This window comes from Caldimicrobium thiodismutans, assembly GCF_001548275.1.
GTDB classification, from domain to species: Bacteria; Desulfobacterota; Thermodesulfobacteria; order Thermodesulfobacteriales; family Thermodesulfobacteriaceae; genus Caldimicrobium; species Caldimicrobium thiodismutans.
This window is the reverse complement of sequence record NZ_AP014945.1, coordinates 1,455,584-1,473,851: the sequence shown is the minus strand read 5'-3', so window position 1 is coordinate 1,473,851 and position 18,268 is coordinate 1,455,584. Positions and strand designations below refer to the sequence as shown.

The 18,268-nt window shown below is 40.3% G+C and carries 17 protein-coding genes; 12 read left to right on the top strand and 5 right to left on the bottom strand.

Annotated features, from left to right (window positions below; translation table 11 throughout):
* Positions 1-9 precede the first annotated feature (9 nt).
* Positions 10-783 (top strand): TIGR00282 family metallophosphoesterase, encoded by a 774-nt coding sequence (locus THC_RS07365; protein WP_068515487.1) that lies wholly within the window; start codon positions 10-12, stop codon positions 781-783.
* Here the strand turns inward: THC_RS07365 and def are convergent.
* Together def and THC_RS07355 are read right to left on the bottom strand one after the other, a co-directional pair.
* Positions 776-1,276, bottom strand: coding sequence for a peptide deformylase (gene def / locus THC_RS07360; protein WP_068515485.1), 501 nt, complete (start codon positions 1,274-1,276; stop codon positions 776-778). The genes THC_RS07365 and def overlap by 8 nt on opposite strands.
* A gap of 96 nt (positions 1,277-1,372) precedes the next feature.
* Positions 1,373-2,287 (bottom strand): DUF4443 domain-containing protein, encoded by a 915-nt coding sequence (locus THC_RS07355; protein ID WP_068515482.1) that lies wholly within the window; start codon positions 2,285-2,287, stop codon positions 1,373-1,375.
* Positions 2,288-2,621: 334 nt separating this feature from the next.
* On the opposite strand from THC_RS07355, the gene THC_RS07345 reads away from it, so the two are divergent.
* From THC_RS07345 to THC_RS07290, 11 genes are all read left to right on the top strand, one after another.
* A complete protein-coding gene (locus THC_RS07345; RefSeq protein WP_068515478.1) occupies positions 2,622-4,178 on the top strand; it encodes a CCA tRNA nucleotidyltransferase in 1,557 nt (518 codons plus the stop codon).
* Complete coding sequence (locus tag THC_RS07340) at positions 4,141-4,908, top strand: tRNA1(Val) (adenine(37)-N6)-methyltransferase (RefSeq protein ID WP_068515475.1); 768 nt, start codon at positions 4,141-4,143, stop codon at positions 4,906-4,908. Before THC_RS07345 ends, THC_RS07340 begins: the two co-directional genes overlap by 38 nt.
* Complete coding sequence (gene uvrB / locus THC_RS07335) at positions 4,889-6,907, top strand: excinuclease ABC subunit UvrB (RefSeq protein WP_068515473.1); 2,019 nt, start codon at positions 4,889-4,891, stop codon at positions 6,905-6,907. Before THC_RS07340 ends, uvrB begins: the two co-directional genes overlap by 20 nt.
* Before the next feature lie 10 nt (positions 6,908-6,917).
* Complete coding sequence (gene rsmB, locus THC_RS07330) at positions 6,918-8,294, top strand: 16S rRNA (cytosine(967)-C(5))-methyltransferase RsmB (RefSeq protein WP_068515470.1); 1,377 nt, start codon at positions 6,918-6,920, stop codon at positions 8,292-8,294.
* Between the two features lie 308 nt (positions 8,295-8,602).
* Positions 8,603-9,751, top strand: coding sequence for an ABC transporter substrate-binding protein (locus THC_RS07320; RefSeq protein ID WP_068515464.1), 1,149 nt, complete (start codon positions 8,603-8,605; stop codon positions 9,749-9,751).
* A 3-nt stretch (positions 9,752-9,754) separates the two neighbouring features.
* Positions 9,755-10,642 (top strand): branched-chain amino acid ABC transporter permease, encoded by an 888-nt coding sequence (locus tag THC_RS07315; RefSeq protein ID WP_068515462.1) that lies wholly within the window; start codon positions 9,755-9,757, stop codon positions 10,640-10,642.
* Complete coding sequence (locus tag THC_RS07310) at positions 10,639-11,583, top strand: branched-chain amino acid ABC transporter permease (RefSeq protein ID WP_068515459.1); 945 nt, start codon at positions 10,639-10,641, stop codon at positions 11,581-11,583. Before THC_RS07315 ends, THC_RS07310 begins: the two co-directional genes overlap by 4 nt.
* Positions 11,568-12,335, top strand: a complete 768-nt coding sequence (locus tag THC_RS07305) for an ABC transporter ATP-binding protein (RefSeq protein ID WP_068516734.1) — start codon at positions 11,568-11,570, stop codon at positions 12,333-12,335. The genes THC_RS07310 and THC_RS07305 overlap by 16 nt, the downstream gene beginning before the upstream one ends.
* Positions 12,336-12,337: 2 nt before the next feature.
* A complete protein-coding gene (locus THC_RS07300; protein ID WP_068515456.1) occupies positions 12,338-13,078 on the top strand; it encodes an ABC transporter ATP-binding protein in 741 nt (246 codons plus the stop codon).
* A gap of 12 nt (positions 13,079-13,090) precedes the next feature.
* Positions 13,091-14,353, top strand: coding sequence for a phenylacetate--CoA ligase family protein (locus THC_RS07295; protein WP_068515453.1), 1,263 nt, complete (start codon positions 13,091-13,093; stop codon positions 14,351-14,353).
* Between the two features lie 3 nt (positions 14,354-14,356).
* Positions 14,357-15,544, top strand: coding sequence for an aspartate aminotransferase family protein (locus THC_RS07290; protein ID WP_068515452.1), 1,188 nt, complete (start codon positions 14,357-14,359; stop codon positions 15,542-15,544).
* A gap of 306 nt (positions 15,545-15,850) precedes the next feature.
* Here THC_RS07290 and THC_RS07285 read toward each other — a convergent pair whose 3' ends face one another.
* The 3 genes from THC_RS07285 to THC_RS07275 all read right to left on the bottom strand — a co-directional run bounded on the left by THC_RS07285 (position 15,851) and on the right by THC_RS07275 (position 18,219).
* Entirely contained in the window at positions 15,851-16,051 is a 201-nt protein-coding gene (locus tag THC_RS07285; protein ID WP_068515450.1) for a hypothetical protein, read from the bottom strand.
* Between the two features lie 157 nt (positions 16,052-16,208).
* On the bottom strand, positions 16,209-17,693 hold the full coding sequence (gene ppcA / locus THC_RS07280) for a phosphoenolpyruvate carboxylase (protein ID WP_068515447.1): 1,485 nt from the start codon (positions 17,691-17,693) through the stop codon (positions 16,209-16,211).
* A gap of 31 nt (positions 17,694-17,724) precedes the next feature.
* Positions 17,725-18,219, bottom strand: coding sequence for an HIT family protein (locus THC_RS07275; RefSeq protein ID WP_068515444.1), 495 nt, complete (start codon positions 18,217-18,219; stop codon positions 17,725-17,727).
* Positions 18,220-18,268 lie beyond the last annotated feature (49 nt).

The following is an 18,268-nucleotide window of genomic DNA, read 5'->3' as shown; positions in this document are numbered from 1 at the left end:
GAGTAAAGCATGAAGATACTCTTCTTAGGGGATATTGTTGGCTCGCCAGGCAGAAGGGCTGTAAAAGATTTTTTACCTGAACTTATTAAAAAATACAGACCTCATTTTGTCATTGCTAATGGTGAAAATGCAGCGGGTGGATATGGATTAACAGAAAAAGTGGCAGAGGAACTTTTTTCCTACGGGATAGATCTTCTTACTACAGGGAACCATGTCTGGAAAAAAGAATTTATTCCCTATTTACAGAAAACTGAAAAAGTGGTTAGACCTGCCAACTATGGTCCTGGAGCTCCTGGTAAGGGCTGGAGTCTTCTTACCAGAGGAGAGCTCAAGCTTGGTGTCCTAAACCTTGAGGGCCGTATTTTTATGCGGCCCCTGGAAAATCCCTTCCTTGTGGGTAGAGCCCTTGCTCAAGATATTGCTAAGGAGACACCTTTTATTTTGGTTGACTTTCATGCAGAAGCTACCTCTGAAAAACTTGCCCTTGGATACTTCTTAAATGGCCTTGTTTCAGCTGTCCTTGGCACACATACTCATGTCCAGACATCTGATGAAAGGATACTCTCCCAGGGAACGGCCTATATAACAGATGTGGGTATGTGCGGAAGCTTAGAAAGTATTATTGGAATGAAGATTCATCAGGCCTTTGAACTTTATGTCACCATGGTGGGAAGAAAACTTGAGGTTGAGAGTTCTCCTCCCTACAAATTGGAGGGGGTCTTTTTAGAGTTAAATTCCGAAGGAAGGGCTAAAAACATAGAAAGATTTAGGCTTATTACTTAGAAGAGGGGGCGTTCTTTTTCCACCACTTTTTAAAGAGCTCTCTTTTAAGGGGAGAGAGCCGATCAATGAAAAGTATCCCTTCTAAATGGTCATATTCGTGTTGAAAGGCTATGGCGTGAAGCCCTGTGAGTTCCCTTTCAAATTCTTTTCCCTCAAGGTCATAGGCCCTGATAAAAAGCCTGGAAAATCTATCAACTTTGGCATAATAGCCTGGAATACTTAAACATCCTTCATCATACTCGGTTTCCCCCTCTGCTGAAATAATCTCTGGATTGATGTAAACCTCAAGGAGGGGTTTACCTTCCTTCTGAGCAATATCCATAATAAAAAATCTCTCTGGTATTCCCACTTGATTGGCAGCAAGCCCTAAACCTTTTACCCTATACATAAGATCAGCCATTTTCTCAATAAGGGTCTTCAGCTCCCCATTAATTTCACTCACAGGCCTTGCCTTCTCTCTTAAAATGGGATTCCCAAGAGTAATTATTTTCATAATTTTTATCTATCTAAAAGATGTTTTAAATAATAAATTCTTTTGCATCCTAAACAAGCCCTTATAATATTTCATTAAAAAAGGAACTATCTCGCTTTACCATTCAAAGCTTTGAATAACTAAAATTCCACGCTCTTCTGCCATCTTTAATGCGCCTTGCTTTGCAAAGTGCGTAACCAAAAGTTTCACTATCTCTTTATCTCCATAAATTTTTTTAACAGCACTTATTTTTCTTTCTAATTCTTTTAAAGTTCTCTCAAAATCCTTTTTTTTCTCATCAAATCTAAGTTTTGCCTCCCCAACTACTAAAATTTCTCTGTCATTTAACTTACCTCTGGCAAAAAAGTTAATTTCCTCATCTTCAATCTCTGTCCGCACAAATTTTTCCACAATTTCTATACCATATTTTTCTTTTAATACCCTGGGAAGATTCCTATAAGCCTCATTTTCAAAGGCATAAGAATAACTTCTTGTAAAACCGCCAAATTCTTGTCTTAATTGCTTTAAATCTTCACGGGTTTTCCTGTGCTCCTCGGTAAGCTTTCTTAATTCTTCTTCGGTCTTCTTCTGTGCTAAAGCAAGTTCTTCAACTCTCTCCTCAGTTCTCTTCTGGGCTATAGCAAGTTCCTCAACTCTCTCTTCAGTTCTCTTCTGGGCCTCAGCAAGTTTTATCTGCTCCTCAGCAAGCCTCTTTACCTCTTCTGCAAGGCTCTTCTGGGCTATAGCAAGTTCCTCAACTCTCTCTTCGGTTCTCTTCTGGGCTATAGCAAGTTCCTCAACTCTCTCCTCAGTTCTCTTCTGGGCTATAGCAAGTTCCTCAACTCTCTCTTCAGTTCTCTTCTGGGCTATAGCAAGTTCTTTTACAATATTTTTTAACTCAAAAAAATCCTCTCGCTTAACAGTATCCTCAATTATCTGCTCAATTCTTTCCAGAACTTTAATAATGGCTTTTCTGACAGGAGGATCAAGCTCTTCCAATGTCTTAATTAAATCCAAAGCTAAAATACCCATAACTAAAATTTTAATATCTTTTTAAAAAAAGCAAAGGGGGTGTATGCGTCCAGGTCTTTTGAGACTTAAATAGTAGGGGTTTAAAATTTTATACCCCTTGAATTTTTTTTGTGGGTCTGTTGTAGTACAGACATTCTTGTCTGTGTTTCTTTCACAGATTGGAGTGTATTTTACTTTCACAGGCAAGATTGCCTGTGTTACTTTCATAGACTTGTAAAGCCTCCCTTGTTTAGATATCTAATTCCCCTTTTATCACCCTTCCTTTTTTCTTGTAAGGATCTGAGCTTATACAGGGGGTGTATCTGCCTTTTTGGCAAAAAAAAGAGGAGAGCCTATGCCAAAAGAGGGGGAAAATATTTTTGAGATAATTGGACTAATCCTATTAAAATTAGCCAAAATGTTTTATATTTTAGATAAAAAAATTCCAAATTCTTTAATGGTTGAACTTTCAGAAAAGGATAAAGCCCTTTTTATTGAATTACTTACCTTTCCTGAAAAGGATAGGCTATTATCTCAATTGAGAAAGTTTTCCCATCGAGAAGATCTCTTTATTGTTGGGGGTGCGGTAAGGGATTTTCTTTTGGGTAAAAGAATTACAGACCTTGATATCGCAGTAAAATATGACATCTACGCTCTTTACCAATACTTAGCTGAGGTGTTATCCTTCAGCCCTGTTCCCCTTTCAGAAGAATTTGGTATTTATCGTTTGGCTAAAGGAGGCTACACCCTTGATCTTACCCTTTATCGTGGGGAAACCATTGAAGAGGATCTTAGAGAAAGAGATTTTACCTTTAATGCCATGGCTATTCCTCTGGAGGGGCTTTTTGAGGGCCCTTTCTATCTTTATGACCCCTTTTATGGTTATTCTGACCTCCAGAAAGGAATTATTCGGGCCTTAGGAGAAGAGAATATAAAAAAAGATCCCCTACGAATCCTCAGGGGATATCGCTTTTATGCTTTAAATTATGGTTATCTTGAAGAAAAAACGCGCGTATACTTTCAGAATCAGGCTCAGAAGCTTTTACTCATAGCCCCTGAGAGACTTTCCATGGAACTAAAATATATTTTAATTTCTGACAAGGCCTATTTAGCCTTTAAGGCCATGGATGAGGATAGAGTTCTTGAGATACTCTTTCCAGAGATAATTCCAGCGAAAGGCCTTCCTCAACCCAGTTTTCACCACTTAGATGTCTTTGCTCATAGCTTAGAGGCCCTAAAGTGGGCAGAAATCATTCTTAAAGAACCGAAAAAATATCTTGGGCTGAATGAAATTCCCGAAATATTTAATGAGGAAGACTTTGTTATCGCAGTGAAATTAGGAAGTTTTTTGCATGACCTTGGCAAAGGCTATACCTATGGTGAATCTGAGGAAAGAATAACTTTTTATGGCCATGAATCAAAAGGTGCCGAGCTCTGGATAGCAAGGGCTAAGGCCCTTCGTTTTAAAAATGAGATTGCGGATTGGGTTTTTAGCCTCATTAAAAACCACATGAGACCGTGCCATCTTCTTAAAGAGTGGGAAAATAAGACCTTGAGTGCTCGAGCTAAAAGAAATCTCCTTAAGGCCCATTCGGAGCTCTTTTCTCTATGGATAGTTGCAATGGCTGACTCTCTGGCATCCCGGGGACCGGATAAAGAAAAAGATTATGAAGAAAAACTTAAGGCCTTTTTTAAAGACCTCTTGAGTTTTCAACAAGACCTGGAAAGGGTTGAAAAACGGGAACGACTTATAACAGGAAAGGATCTGATTGCGATAGGATTCAAACCCGGGCCACTTTTCAAAGAGATTCTTGAAGAGGTTGAAATAAAAGCAATTGAAGGGGTATTAAAAACTAAAAATGAAGCTATCTCCTATGTGCTTGAAAGATACAGAAAGGAACTACCAAAATAATTATACCTCTGCTCTTGAAGAGACCCTCTTTTATAAAGGGACTTTAAAGGTCTTTCAGCCTCGCCAAGGCTATCGTTTCGGGATAGATGCCCTGCTTCTTGCACATTTTTTAGAGATTAAAAAAAATGAGAGAGTCCTTGAGGTAGGAGCAGGGACAGGTATCATAAGTTTCCTTGTCCTTATCAGGTTTCCTCAGGCAAAGCTTTTTCTTCTTGAGATTGATCCCCTTTACACTGAGGCCCTAAAAAGAGGTATCCAGGCCAATCAGTTTGAAGAAAGAACTTATGCTCTCCGAGGAGATATAACTTATCCTCCCTTTAAAGCCAATTCTTTTGATGTCCTCTTTGCTAATCCTCCCTATTTTAGGGCAGGTTCAGGCAGGACAAGTCCCTACTTCCTTGAAAATCTTGCCCGAAGGGAGACCTTTACTCTCAAAAGCTTTCTTAAGTCCTGTGCTAAACTTTTAAAAAATCGTGGTAGATTCTATGCCATATTTACGGCTTCAAGACTTGCAGAATTTCTTGACCTACTAAGAGAGGTCAAGTTAGAACCTAAAGTGTTACGCCTTGTTCATTCCTACCCCGGGGATGAGGCAAGACTATTTCTTGTTAAGGCCCTAAAAGGAGTCAGGCAAGACCTAAGGATCCTTGCCCCGCTATACATTTATCAAGGAAAAAATCTGGATTATACCGAAGAGGTAAAAAGGTTTTATGGAGATCTTAATACCTAAGAAGGAATTACTCTTTAGACTTAAAGCTGAGATTGAACCCAGAGGGGATCAACCCAAAGCCATCTCCCAGCTTGTTGAAGGAGTAAGGAATGGCCTTGCTCACCAGGTTCTTCTTGGAGTTACTGGCTCTGGAAAGACCTTTACCATGGCCCAGGTTATATCTAAGGTGCAAAGACCTACCCTTATCATCGCTCCCAACAAAACCTTAGCCGGACAACTCTACAATGAGTTTAAAAAACTGTTTCCGGAAAATGCAGTGGAATACTTCGTTTCCTATTATGATTATTATCAACCAGAAGCCTATGTCCCTGCAACTGATACCTATATTGAAAAGGATGCCTCTATTAATGATTTTATTGATAGGCTAAGACATTCAGCCACAACCTCAGTCCTCACCCGAAGAGATGTCATCGTTATAGCCAGTGTTTCTTGTATTTATGGGCTTGGAGCACCACATGAATATTTTTCCAAACATCTATATCTTCAAAAGGGACAACAATTGAGAAGAGATGAACTTTTAAGGGCACTTGTTACCATGCATTATCAAAGAGTGGAGACAGATTTCACCCGCGGCACCTTCAGAGTAAGGGGGGATCTTATTGAGATCTTTCCTTCCCATGAAGAAAAAAAGGCCCTCAGGCTATCCCTATTTGGTGCTGAGATTGAAGATATCAAGGTTATTGACCCCTTCAGGGGAAAGGTACTGGGTAAAATCCAGAGTGTGGTAATTTTTCCAGCCAGCCACTATGTTACCTCGGAAGCCAATCTCTTCCGAGCTATTGAAGAAATCAAAAAAGAACTAAAAGAAAGAGTTAGTTATCTCAGGGCTCAGGGGCATTACCTTTATGCAGAAAGACTGGAAAAAAGAACTCTCTATGACCTTGAGATGCTTGAAGAAACTGGTTATTGTAAGGGCATTGAAAACTATAGTAGATACTTAGATGGAAGGAACCCCGGGGAGCCTCCCTATACCCTTCTGGATTACTTCCCGGATGATTTTCTCCTCTTTATTGACGAAAGCCACATCACCATACCACAACTAAGGGGAATGTTTAGAGGAGATCGCTCAAGAAAGGAAACTCTGGTTGAGTATGGTTTTAGACTCCCCTCTGCTCTTGATAACCGCCCTCTTACCTTTTCAGAATTTGAAGAACGGGTTAATCAGGTTATTTATGTCTCAGCTACCCCTGGAGATTATGAAGTTGAAAAGGCTAAGGGTAGAATTATTGAGCAGATTATAAGACCTACGGGACTTCTGGATCCCAAAATAGAGGTACGACCTTCCACCAATCAGGTAGAGGATCTTTACTTTGAAATAAAAAAAAGGGTCTCTGCAGGAGAGAGAGTCCTTGTCTGCACCCTTACTAAAAGAATGGCTGAAGAGCTTACTGATTACTACAAGGAATTGGGGATCAAGGCCTGTTATCTACATTCAGACTTAAAGACCCTTGAAAGGGCTCGGATTATCAGGGATCTTAGAAGAGGGGTCTATGATGTCCTTATAGGAATCAATCTTTTGCGCGAGGGATTGGACATACCTGAGGTAAGCCTTGTGGCTATCCTTGATGCGGATAAAGAGGGCTTCCTTCGTTCAGAAAGAAGTCTTATCCAGACTATGGGAAGAGCTGCTCGTAATGTAAATGGCACAGCCATTCTTTATGGGGAAACTTTAACTCCCTCCATGAAAAAAGCTATCCAGGAGACTGAAAGAAGGAGAAGGATCCAGGAAGAATATAATCTAAAGCATGGGATAACTCCTCAAACAATTGTCAAATCCTTAGAGGATCCTCTTATGAAAATGGTTGAGGCTGATTTTGTGGATCTTGAAAAAGTTGTTGAGATTGATGAACACTTCACAAGCCTTGAAGAGCTAAAAGAGGAGATGGAAAGAGTAGAAAAGGAGATGAAGAGAGCTGCCAAGAACTATGAATTTGAAAGGGCAGCAATTCTTAGAGATAGACTATTTAGCTTGAGACAGCTTGCCCTCAAATGGGCTTAAAGGAAATTGTATGGCCAATTCTCTCAAGGATGCAAGAGCCCTATCCCTTAGAGCCTTAATTTTTTGGGAAAAAGACAAACCCCCTTTAGATGCACTCCTCACCCATTTACTTACCCAAAATCCCCTTTCTGATAAAAGGGATAGGGCCTTAGTAGGGGAATTGGTAAATGGTGTTGTGAGACATCTCCTTTATCTGGATTTTTTGATTGAGCGATTTTCCAAAGTTCCTCTTCATAAGTTGGACCCCGAGGTTAAAAATGCCCTAAGGCTTGGTATCTATCAATTGCTTTTTACGAAAATCCCAGAGAGAGCAGTTCTTGCGGAGACCTTAAAGCTCCTTTTAAAGAGGAGGAGAGCAAGCTGGATAAGAGGTTTTGTCAATGCAATTTTGCACAGAATTGCCGAAAAAAAAGCCAATCTTCCCGAACCCCCAAGGGCGCATCCTCTTTATTACATGAGTATAAAATACTCCTTTCCAGAGTGGTTGATAATTAAGTGGTTTAAGCGCTTTGGACTTGAGGAACTGGAAAGGCTTCTTCAGGCAAGTAACAGCAAACCTCCCTTAGTGATAAGAGTAAATCCTCTAAGAGTTTCAAGGGAAAACTTTTTAAAATATCTACAAGAGGAAGTTCTTCCTTCTGCTGAGCCCTGTAAATATAGCCCCTATGGGATTGTGCTTAAAGAATTTAGAGGAGAGATTGCCGAGCTAAAGGGTTTTGAGCTGGGATGGTTTAGTGTCCAAGATTCAGCCAGTCAATTAGCTGGCTTTCTTCTTGATCCCAAACCCGGGGAATTAATCCTTGATGCCTGTGCCGGAGTTGGTGGGAAGACCTCCCACATAGCAGAACTTACAAATAACCAGGCTGAAATAGTTGCTTTTGACCTTTACGAATCCCGCTTGAAAAAACTTAAAGAAAACTTCAGAAGATTAGGCCTTAGAGAACCCAAAGTTTTTAAAGGGGATGTTGTAGAGGGACTTAAAAGATTAAAAATTAGGAGCTTTGATAAAATCTTGCTTGATGCTCCCTGTTCTGGAACAGGTATCATTCGTAGACATCCAGATATCAAATGGGTAAGGAGAAAAAAAGATTTCAGAGAAAATTTCAAAAAACAATTACATTTACTTTCAGGGCTTGCCCCTTATCTTAAAAAAGGAGGAAAACTTCTTTATGCAACCTGTAGCCTCGAACCAGAAGAAAATGAAGAGGTCATTGAGACCTTTCTTGAAAAAAATCCCGAGTTCTCCCTACACTCCCCTCTTCCTATTTTAAAAAAACTCTGTGCTGAAAGAGGAGAAACTTTAATAGAGGGAACCTTTTTTAAGAGCTATCCCCATAGACATGGCCTTGATGGATTCTTCTCTGCCATCCTTATAAGAGATGCATAAGTTCAGATCCTTACAAGAAAAAAGGAAGGGTGGTAAAAGAGGAATTAGATATCTAAACAAGGGAGGCTTTACAAGTCTGTAAAAGTTACACAGGCAATCTTGCCTGTGAAAGTAAAATACACTCCAATCTGTGAAAGAAACACAGACAAGAATGTCTGTACTACAACAGACCCACAAAAAAAATTCAAGGGGTATAAAATTTTAAACCCCTACTATTTAAGTCTCAAAAGACCTGGACGCACACAAGAGATTGACATTTTGAGATTTTACATTATAACTTTACAAAATTTTATACCAGGAGGTCTAAAATGGCTGGACTGAGGGTTCTTTTGTTAATTTTAGCCTTTCTTTTTAGTGTGATAGGTTTTTCTTATTCTAAAGAGCCTATTAAAATCGGAGCTATTCTAAGTGTTACAGGTCCTGCTTCTTTTATTGGAGAACAGGAAAAAAATACCCTTCTCTTGCTGGCTGAGGAGGTAAACAAAGCAGGCGGTATCAATGGAAGACCCCTTGAAGTGATTATAGAGGATTCCAAAAGTGGAGAGAGCCAGGCAGTGCTTTCTGCAAAAAAACTTATTGAACGGGACAAAGTAGTTGCAATCCTTGGCCCCTCTACAACCGGAGAAAGTATGGCAGTTATTCCAATTATTTCACAGGCCAAAATTCCTCTCATTTCCTTAGCTGCAGGAACCGGTATAACCGAGCCTGTTAATGAGAGATACTGGGTCTTTAAAACCGCTCAGTATGATAGAAGTGCCGTTGAAGCTATTTATCGTTATATGCAAAAAAAGGGAATTCAAAAGGTGGGTATTCTTACCATAACCAATAGTTTTGGAGATCAAGGAAGGAAAGCCCTTCTTGAGCTTGCACCCAAATTTGGAATTCAGGTAGTAGCTGATGAAAGATATAAACCTGAAGATTCAGATATGACTGTTCAACTTCTCAAAGCTCACAAAGCTGGAGCTCAGGCCATTATTAACTGGTCTGTTGGACCAACCCAGGTTATTGTTGTGAAAAACTGGCAAGCCCTAAAACTAAATATTCCCCTTTTTCAATCTCATGGCTGGGGAAGCAAGAAAAATATTCAGCTTGCAGGATCTGCAGCCGAAGGAGTTATTGCTCCCCTTGGAAGGATCGTAGTCTGGGATAAGCTACCTGAAAAACATCCCCAAAAGAAGATCTTAGAAGGTTTTGTTCGCGCCTATGAAGCCAAATATAAAACTGAGCCTGGAACCTTTGCTGGCCATGCTTATGATGCCTTTATGATGGTTGTTGAGGCTATGAAGAAAGTAGGCCCCGATTCTGCCAAAATTAGAGATTATATTGAACATAAAATCAAAAATTGGCCAGGTATAAGTGGAGTTTTTAATATCAGTCCAAAGGATCATTGCGGATTAGATGCCTCTTCCTTTGAAATGGTGGTAGTGAAAAAGGGAGACTGGGAAATTATCCAATAACCAATGGAACTTTTTCTACAGTTTTTTCTCTCGGGGCTAACGGTGGGGGCCATTTATGCCCTCATCGGCCTCGGTTTTAATATTATCTATAATACAACATCAATTCTTAATTTAGCTCAGGGGGAATTTGTAGTCCTCGGTGGTCTTGGGATGTGGTTTTTTTTGGAAAAACTGGGGCTTACCTATCCTGTAGCCTTCATTCTCACCTTGGGAATAGCTGGCCTTACTTCACTACTTATGGAGAGACTCACCATTAGACCCCTTCTTGAAAAAGCAGATCCACTTCTTTTAATCCTTGTAACCATAGCCTTTTCAATTCTTTTAAAGGGATTTTTGATGTTTGCCTTTGGAAAGGACCCTTACGGCTTTGCCCCTCTTACAGAAGGAGCCCCCATTCTCTTGGGATCTGCTATTATTCAAAAACAGGTTCTCTGGATCTTTCTATTTATAATTCTTACCATACTTTTTCTGGTTGTCTTTTTTAATAAAACCCTATTAGGACGAGCCATGAAGGCCTGTGCCTTTGATGCGCTTTCAGCTAAACTCATGGGAATTAAGACCAGCCGAATGGTAATGCTTTCTTTTATCCTGAGTGGAATTTTTGCCGGGCTGGCAGGAATATTAATCACCCCCATTACTTTTATGGAATATGATAGGGGTCCTATGCTCACCATCAAAGGCTTTACCTCTGCTATCCTTGGAGGTCTGGGCAGTAATTGGGGAGTAATGGCTGGAGGTTTTCTCCTCGGTATTCTTGAATCTATGATAGCAGGTTATATCCACTCAGGTTTAAAAGATGCTATAGCTCTTTTGCTACTCCTTCTTATGCTGCTTTTCAGGCCTGCTGGTCTCTTTCAATCTGCTAAGACAGCTGGTTTAAGAAAATTATGAAAAAACTCCTCTTTAATTCCTATTCAGGAAGTCTTTTCTTTTGTCTCTTACTACTTTTTGCAGGTTTTCTCTTTAAAGACCCCTATCTAAATACTGTCCTTGTTATGGCAGGACTGAATGCCCTCTCAGCCCTTGGACTTTCCTTACTTATGGGCCTTGCAGGACAGATCTCCCTTGGACATAATGGCTTTTATGGACTTGGAGCTTATTTTTCTGCAATTCTTACTCTAAAATATAATATTCCTGTGCCATTAAGTATAATTATTTCCGCCTCCCTGAGTGCCCTTTTTTCAATATTTTTAGCCCTTCCAGCCCTGCGTCTAAAAGGGCATTATTTAGCTGTGGCAACTCTTGCCTTTGGTGAAATTATCTATCTTTTGTTAAATGAATGGGGACCAGGAGGTCCTTCTGGATTTGGAGATATACCCAAGCTTAACTTTGGCTCTTATACCTTAGAAAGCCCCCTTGCTTATCTGATTTTTATCTGGCTCCTTTTCTGGGTTTTTTTCCTTTTTTCCCAAAATCTTACCACCTCAACCTACGGACGCACGCTCAAAGCCCTCCATAGTAGTGAGATTGCTTTAAAAACCCTTGGAGTAAACCTCCTCTCCTTAAAAATTAAAATCTTTATGCTCAGTGCCTTTTACACAGCTCTCTCTGGTGGAATTTATGCCCATTTCGTGACTTTTCTTAGTCCAGCAAATTTTTCAATTTTTTATTCCATCCTGATTCTTATGATGGTTATGATTGGGGGAATGCATTCTCTCTGGGGGGCCCTACTTGGGGCTCTATTTATAACCCTCCTGCCTGAGGTCTTAAGACCCTTTAAAGAATATGATGTTCTCCTCTATGGTTTGGTTCTCACCTTTGGGCTTCTCTTCTTTAGAGAGGGGCTGGTGGGGACAATTAAAGGATGGTTTCAAAAATGGCTTATCTCTTAGAGGCAACAAATATTTTCAAAAGTTTTGGAGGCCTTGAGGTATTAAAGGGTGTGAACCTTTCCCTTGAAGAAGGGAAAATTTATGCCCTTATTGGTCCAAACGGTGCTGGTAAGACAACCCTCCTGAATATTCTAAATGGTCTTGAAAAGCCAGACAGTGGAAAAATCTTCTTTCATGGAAAAGAAATTACCTCTCTTTCTCCTGAAAATAGGGCCAAAATGGGGATTGCGCGAACCTTCCAGCTTTTAGAAATCTTCACTGAGCTCAGTCTCCTTGAAAATGTAATGGTGGCACTTTTTGCCAAAAAGCCCTGGGGGATGCTTAAAAGCCTTTTTTTGGGGGAGTTTGGAAATCCACGCGAAGGGGAGATTAAATCTCAGGCCCTTACCTACTTAGAGGAGGTAGGCTTAGGCTCTAAAGCCAAGGAGCTTGCTAAAAATCTTCCCGCTGGAGAACAAAAACTCCTTGAGATTGCAAGAGCCCTGGCCTTAGAACCCAGACTACTTCTTCTTGATGAACCAGCCGCTGGTCTCAATCACAGAGAAACACGTTTCCTTGGAGAAGTCCTAAAAAGGCTTAATGAAAAACATGGGCTTACCATTCTTCTTATAGAACATGATATGGAACTGGTTATGAACATTAGCTTCAGGATCACAGTTCTAAATTTTGGAGAGGTCCTTGCAGAAGGTCCTCCTGCAGAGATTCAAAGGGATCCAGAGGTTATTAAGGCCTATTTAGGAGAGGAACTCTAAGTATGCTTTATCTAAAGGGTGTTTCCGCCTATTATGGAAATCTACACATATTGAAAAAGATTTCTTTGCATGTAGGAGAAGGAGAGATTGTAGCCTTACTTGGGGCTAACGGAGCAGGAAAAAGCACCCTTCTCAAGACCCTGATGGGGATTCTTTTTCCTAAGGGAGGAGAAATTCTCTTTCAGAATCAAAAAATAGAATTCCTATCAACAGAGGAGAGAGTGCGTTTGGGATTAAGCCTTGTTCCAGAAGGAAAAGGCCTTTTTAAACCCCTTAGTGTTGAAGAAAATCTACTTCTTGGGACCTATACCTGGTATAATTTCAAAAAGAAAAAAGAATTTGAGAGAAAACTTGAGGAGATCTATGCCCTTTTCCCAATTTTAAAAACCAAAAGAAAGGCCCCAGCTGGAACTCTCTCAGGTGGACAACAACAAATCCTTGCTATAGCCAGAGCCTTTATGAGCAACCCAAAGCTATTACTCCTTGATGAGCCCTCCATGGGAATTGCTCCTAATTTAGTCCTTGAAATCTTTCAGTATATTCAAAATCTCAGGGAGAATTACAATTTGAGCATCCTCCTTGTGGAACAAAACGCAAGACTTGCCTTAAAGATTGCAGATCGGGTCTATGTAATGGAGACCGGAAAAATCATTTATGAAGGAGAGGCCAAAAATGCTCTTGAAAATCCAGAGATTCAGAGGGCTTATCTTGGAAGAGAGGTAGACAGGGAGGCTCCACTATAAAGGGAGGTTGCCATGCCAGAAGATTTAAAAATTTTACAATTAGAGAGGCTTCAGGCGATCTTAAATCGGGTCTATAAAGAAGTCCCCTTTTATAGACACCTCTTTGACAAGTTCAATTTTAATCCTGAAGATCTTTCCGAGCTTGAGCACCTTAAAAAGGCTCCCTTCACCACGAAGGAAGATCTCCGAGAAAATTATCCCTATAACATGTTTGCTGTGCCTTTAAGAGAGGTGGTAAGAATTCTTGCAACCTCAGGCACAACAGGAGAACCAATTGTGGTTGGTTATACTCGCAATGATCTTGCTACTTTAACAGAAATCAGTTCCCTTGCCTTAAAAAACTTAGGCATATCTAAGGAAGATGTTTTACAGATCACTTTCCACCCCGGGCTTTTTTCCTCTGCCTTTGGAATTCAGAGTGGAGCTGAAAAGATAGGGGCCTCAGTCATACCCGTTCATTTTGAAGATCCCCGGAAACAACTAAAAATCCTTCAGGATTACAGAAGCACTGTGCTTATCTGCAGCCCTTCTTATGCCCTCTGGCTCTCTGAAGTCCTTCCGCAAACCGGGATCAATCCTAATAGTCTTATGTTAAAAAAAATAATTCTCTGTGGTGAACCTTTTACTGAGGCTCAAAGAAATCGTCTCGAAGAAACCTTCAAGGCTGATGTTTATAACCTTTACAGTATTACAGAGGTCTTTGGGCCAGGCCTTGCTTATGAATGTAAAGAAAAAAAAGGCCTTCATTTTCAAGAAAAACACTTTCTCATAGAGGTCATAAATCCCGAGACCTTAGATTCTGTAGCTCCTGGTGAGGTGGGAGAACTCGTTATTACCACCCTTACCAAAGAGGCTTTTCCTCTTATACGCTATCGCACAGGAGACCTTTTGAGTATTCAGGTAGACCCTTGCCCTTGTGAGAGCCCTTACATCTATACATCTCCAATCCTTGGAAGAAGAGATGACCTTATCATTGTAAGGGGCATCAAATTCCATCCTGCTCAGGTGGATAGGATAATGAGTGAGCTTCTTGGAGATTTACCACCCTATCAGATTCATCTGCTAAGAATTGAGGGGCTTGAAGAGGTATTAATATACCTTGCCTTAGGGGAAAAACTTTTTTCAGACTCCTTTCTTGCTCAAGAGGAATTACGCAAAAAACTGGAAGAAAAACTCTTACTTGAGATCAATCTTCCTATTAAGGTAAAATTTGCCTCTCTTAGCTCTTTTGAAAAGGGAGAAGGCAAATATCCTAAGGTCATAGATAAGAGGTGAAAAATGGGCTATCTTGTTGAAATGGGAGAGCTTTATCTGGCAGGAAATTATAAAAGGGAAAAGCTTGCCTTTGTAAGAGGGTCAGGCACAAGACTTTTCACTGAAGATGGCGAGGAATATCTTGACTTTACAGCAGGAATAGCTGTTTGCAATCTTGGGCATGCTCATCCCGCTTTGGTTGAAGTTCTTCAGAGGCAAGGGCAAAGGCTATGGCACACCTCTAATCTCTATTATACCGAACCCCAGGCAAAACTTGCCAAAAAGCTTGTTGACCTTACCTTTGCAGAAAAAGTCTTTTTTGCTAATTCTGGAGCAGAGGCCATTGAAGCCGCTCTAAAACTTGCCAGACGATTAGCTTTTGAAAACTATGGTCCCCAAAAATACAAATTTATTGCCCTTGAAAACTCCTTTCACGGAAGAACCTTTGGGGCACTGTCTGTTACAGGACAACCTAAGTACTGGGAGGGTTTTCAACCCCTTCTTGAGGGTGTTATTTTTATCCCTCCCAATGATCTCCAGGCCCTTGAAACAGCCTTTTCTGATGAGGTCTGCGCAATGATCCTTGAACCTATTCAAGGAGAAGGAGGCATATTCCCTTTAACTAAGGAATTTCTTGGAAAAGTTAAGGAACTCTGCCAAAAATTTAAGGCCTTACTTATATTTGACGAGATTCAAACTGGAATTGGAAGAACAGGCAAACTTTTTGCCTATGAACACTTTGGTATTGAACCCGATATCCTTTGCACCTCCAAGGCCTTAGCTAATGGACTGCCTCTTTCTGCTATGCTTGCCAAGTCTGAGGTTATGCAAGCTCTAAAACCTGGCACCCATGCATCAACCTTTGGAGGAAATCCCATAGCCTGTGCAGTGGCCTTAAAGGTCCTGGAAGTGGTCTCTGAAAAAAGCTTTCTTGAAGAGGTTGCCTTAAAAGGCAAGGTATTGAAAGAAAGATTAATTTACCTTGACCCTGAAAAGAAAATTATTAAAGAAGTAAGGGGAGAAGGTCTTCTCATAGGCATTGAATTTCACAAACCCTCCCAACCCATTTATGAAACCCTCCTTAAAAAGAAAATCCTTGTGACCCAGCCAAAACCTAACATTATACGCCTTACTCCCCCATTGATTGTAAATTATCGCGAATTTGATTATTTCCTTGAATCCTTAGCCCAATCCTTGACAGGGATCAAGTGATTTGGGATCCATTTCTTTTGGGACTTAAATCTGCCTATTTGGGCAGACCTGAATGTTTGCCCCATGTCCCAATCTCTTCTGAAACAGGAATTTTTTAACTGATTTATAGCATGGGTTCAAAATATTTAACCCTTTCTAACTAACCGCTACTCTAGGTCGCAATTTGCCTTTTGAAAGTATTATAAATTTTAGGTTTAGATAGAGGAATAAAATCTTGTAAAAATGTGGACCTATGAAATTTGATTTATTTCAACAAAATATTATGAAAAAGGGAGGGGATAATCTTCCCTCCCTCTATTGAAATGTTTACTGCTTGGGAGCTTCCTGAGTAGCGTTCTCAGCCTTTTTGGCCTTTTTGGCTTTTTTGGTTGCCTTCTTGGCTGGCTTTTTCTCTGCCTTCTTGGCATCCTGGCCCTGATCAGCAGGGGCTCCAGCCTGCTCAGCAGCAATAACAGGTGAAACAGCAAGACCTAAAGCAACCATCAAACCAAGCAACTTCTTAACCATGGCTCTTCCTCCTCCTTTTTAATTTAGTTGCATATTTATTATCAATTTCCGTGCCTATCAATGCAAGCTCTTTTTACAAGCCTTTTCAGGTTATAGGCCCTTTCTAAATAACAAAAATGATGCCCCTTTTTGACAATTTTGTCGTCCTATACATTGTCTATCCCAGAAATCTTCTTAAAAGCCCTGCCTCAATAATCAGATTAGTAAGACCTAAGTAATTTTCCCTTTTTAGATCTTTGATAATTCGGCTTGTAATTTCTCGATGATCAAGATCCGTTTCAACCTTGAGATTCAAGGTGTTAAGAAGATTTAATGCCTTGAGAAGTTTTTCTTTAACTTCTGGGATCATCTCAAGGATCTTGGGATTAAAGTATCGCATAGCTAAGGAAAGATCAATTTCCATGTTTTTGTAAATTTCTTTCAGCCTCAAAAGTTCCTCTCGAGTTAAGGCAGACAATCCAATGATCTCCGGAGGAAGACCGATAGAATAACAAGCGGAACAAAAACCAATCGCCCTGGGGAGAGTTATCTTCCCGAGTTGTCTTGAATAACCAAAAAGCCCTACATGGAGCTTTCTCATTCTTCGTCTCGGTACATAACGAGATAATAAATTGATAAGATTAGCTATTTTTTCAATAATATCCTGATATTCCTCAGAGGTCTTCTCAATACATTGTAAAGCCAGTTTTTCATCAAAATCTTCCAATGGATAGCGAACAAAATTTTTGATTCTCTTTATAGCAGTTATGGCATCCTCAATGGGATTATCATACTTAAAGGCAGACTGAACGGTAAAGGTCTCAACAAAGGAATATTCAGAGAGAACATAATCTACGGTGTAGGGGGAGAGATTACCTCTAAAAGGGGGAGAACCTGCCCCAAGGATTGGGAATAATTCCTTTTCAAGCTCCTGGGAGAGAGAATAAACCTTTTTAAGAGCTATCTTATTCCCCAGCACAGCTGCAACAATTCCATAATTAAGGGCTGGATCTGACCTTGCCAGAAAAACCCTTAAGTATGATTCCTCTTTGTCTTTGAGATATTCCCTGAGAATTTCATCTGCTCTTAACATGTAAGAGACATCTTCAAAAAGAGGGATCACTTGAATCTTTTCAGGCAGAAAATCCCCCACCCATTCCGCTACGGTTACTGAGCCTGGATAGATAGCCTGATGCTGTTTTCCAGAAATAAAGTTTTTGTAAAAATAATAAACCCTATTCAATTCCTCAGCTGAGGTAGTCATAGGAAGAATAACTTCAAAGATAGGAGGGGATGGGACCTCTCCATAAAAGAGCCTTGCTGCATCCATAGAACGGGGAATGCTTTCCAGGGCCTCAACTAAAATTTTAGCCTCCTCTTTCTCTACAGAGGGATTAGGCACTCTCAGGGTTAAAAAAATTTCTTCTCCTAAGCGTCTTTTTCTAAAGAAATGAGGATATCGGGTTAAAAGTTTTTTTACCACAAAGTCATCAACCTCTTTTCCTTCGCTATCCCACATCTGCTCATCACAGCCAAGATGGGAAAAGGCATAATAGGCCTCCTGGATTTCATCCTCTCCAGACATATCCGGAGTTTCTGCAAAGAATGGAAGGGATACATTATCAGGATGCTGGGTTGACATCACTCTGGGGATTTTACGCATAACACCTCCGGCTTACATATTTTTTAAAATTTTAAATTTTGAGGGCTTCAAAATGAGGTTTAAGCATTTCATAAACCCTAAGGTAGTGTTGGGAGGCAAGTCTAACATCATCAAGAATACTTAAGAAATTAACATCCCCTTCCCAGCGAGGCACAACCTGAAGGTGAAGATGATCGGGATAACCTGCTCCTGCTACTTTTCCAAGATTAAATCCCACATTAAACCCATGAGGTTTTAAAAGCTCCTTTAAAATCATAATTGCCCTCTGGGTTACCTTTATGAGATGGAGGGACTCATCCTCTGTGAGATCCTCAAGTTCTGCAATATGACGCACAGGGGAAATAAGAAGGTGCCCTGTATTATAGGGAAACTTATTTAGCATTACCATAACGAGTTTATCCATATAAAGAATGGGTCTTTCCTCCGGGGGAAGAGGTTTCTCAGGTGGGCAAAATATACATCCCCTTTCCCTTTTTCCTCCAACATATTCCCCTCGCCAGGGCGCCCATAGAATTCTGCGTTCCATCCCCAAAAGCCCTCCTCTCCAAAGACTCCATATTTACCATAACTTATTT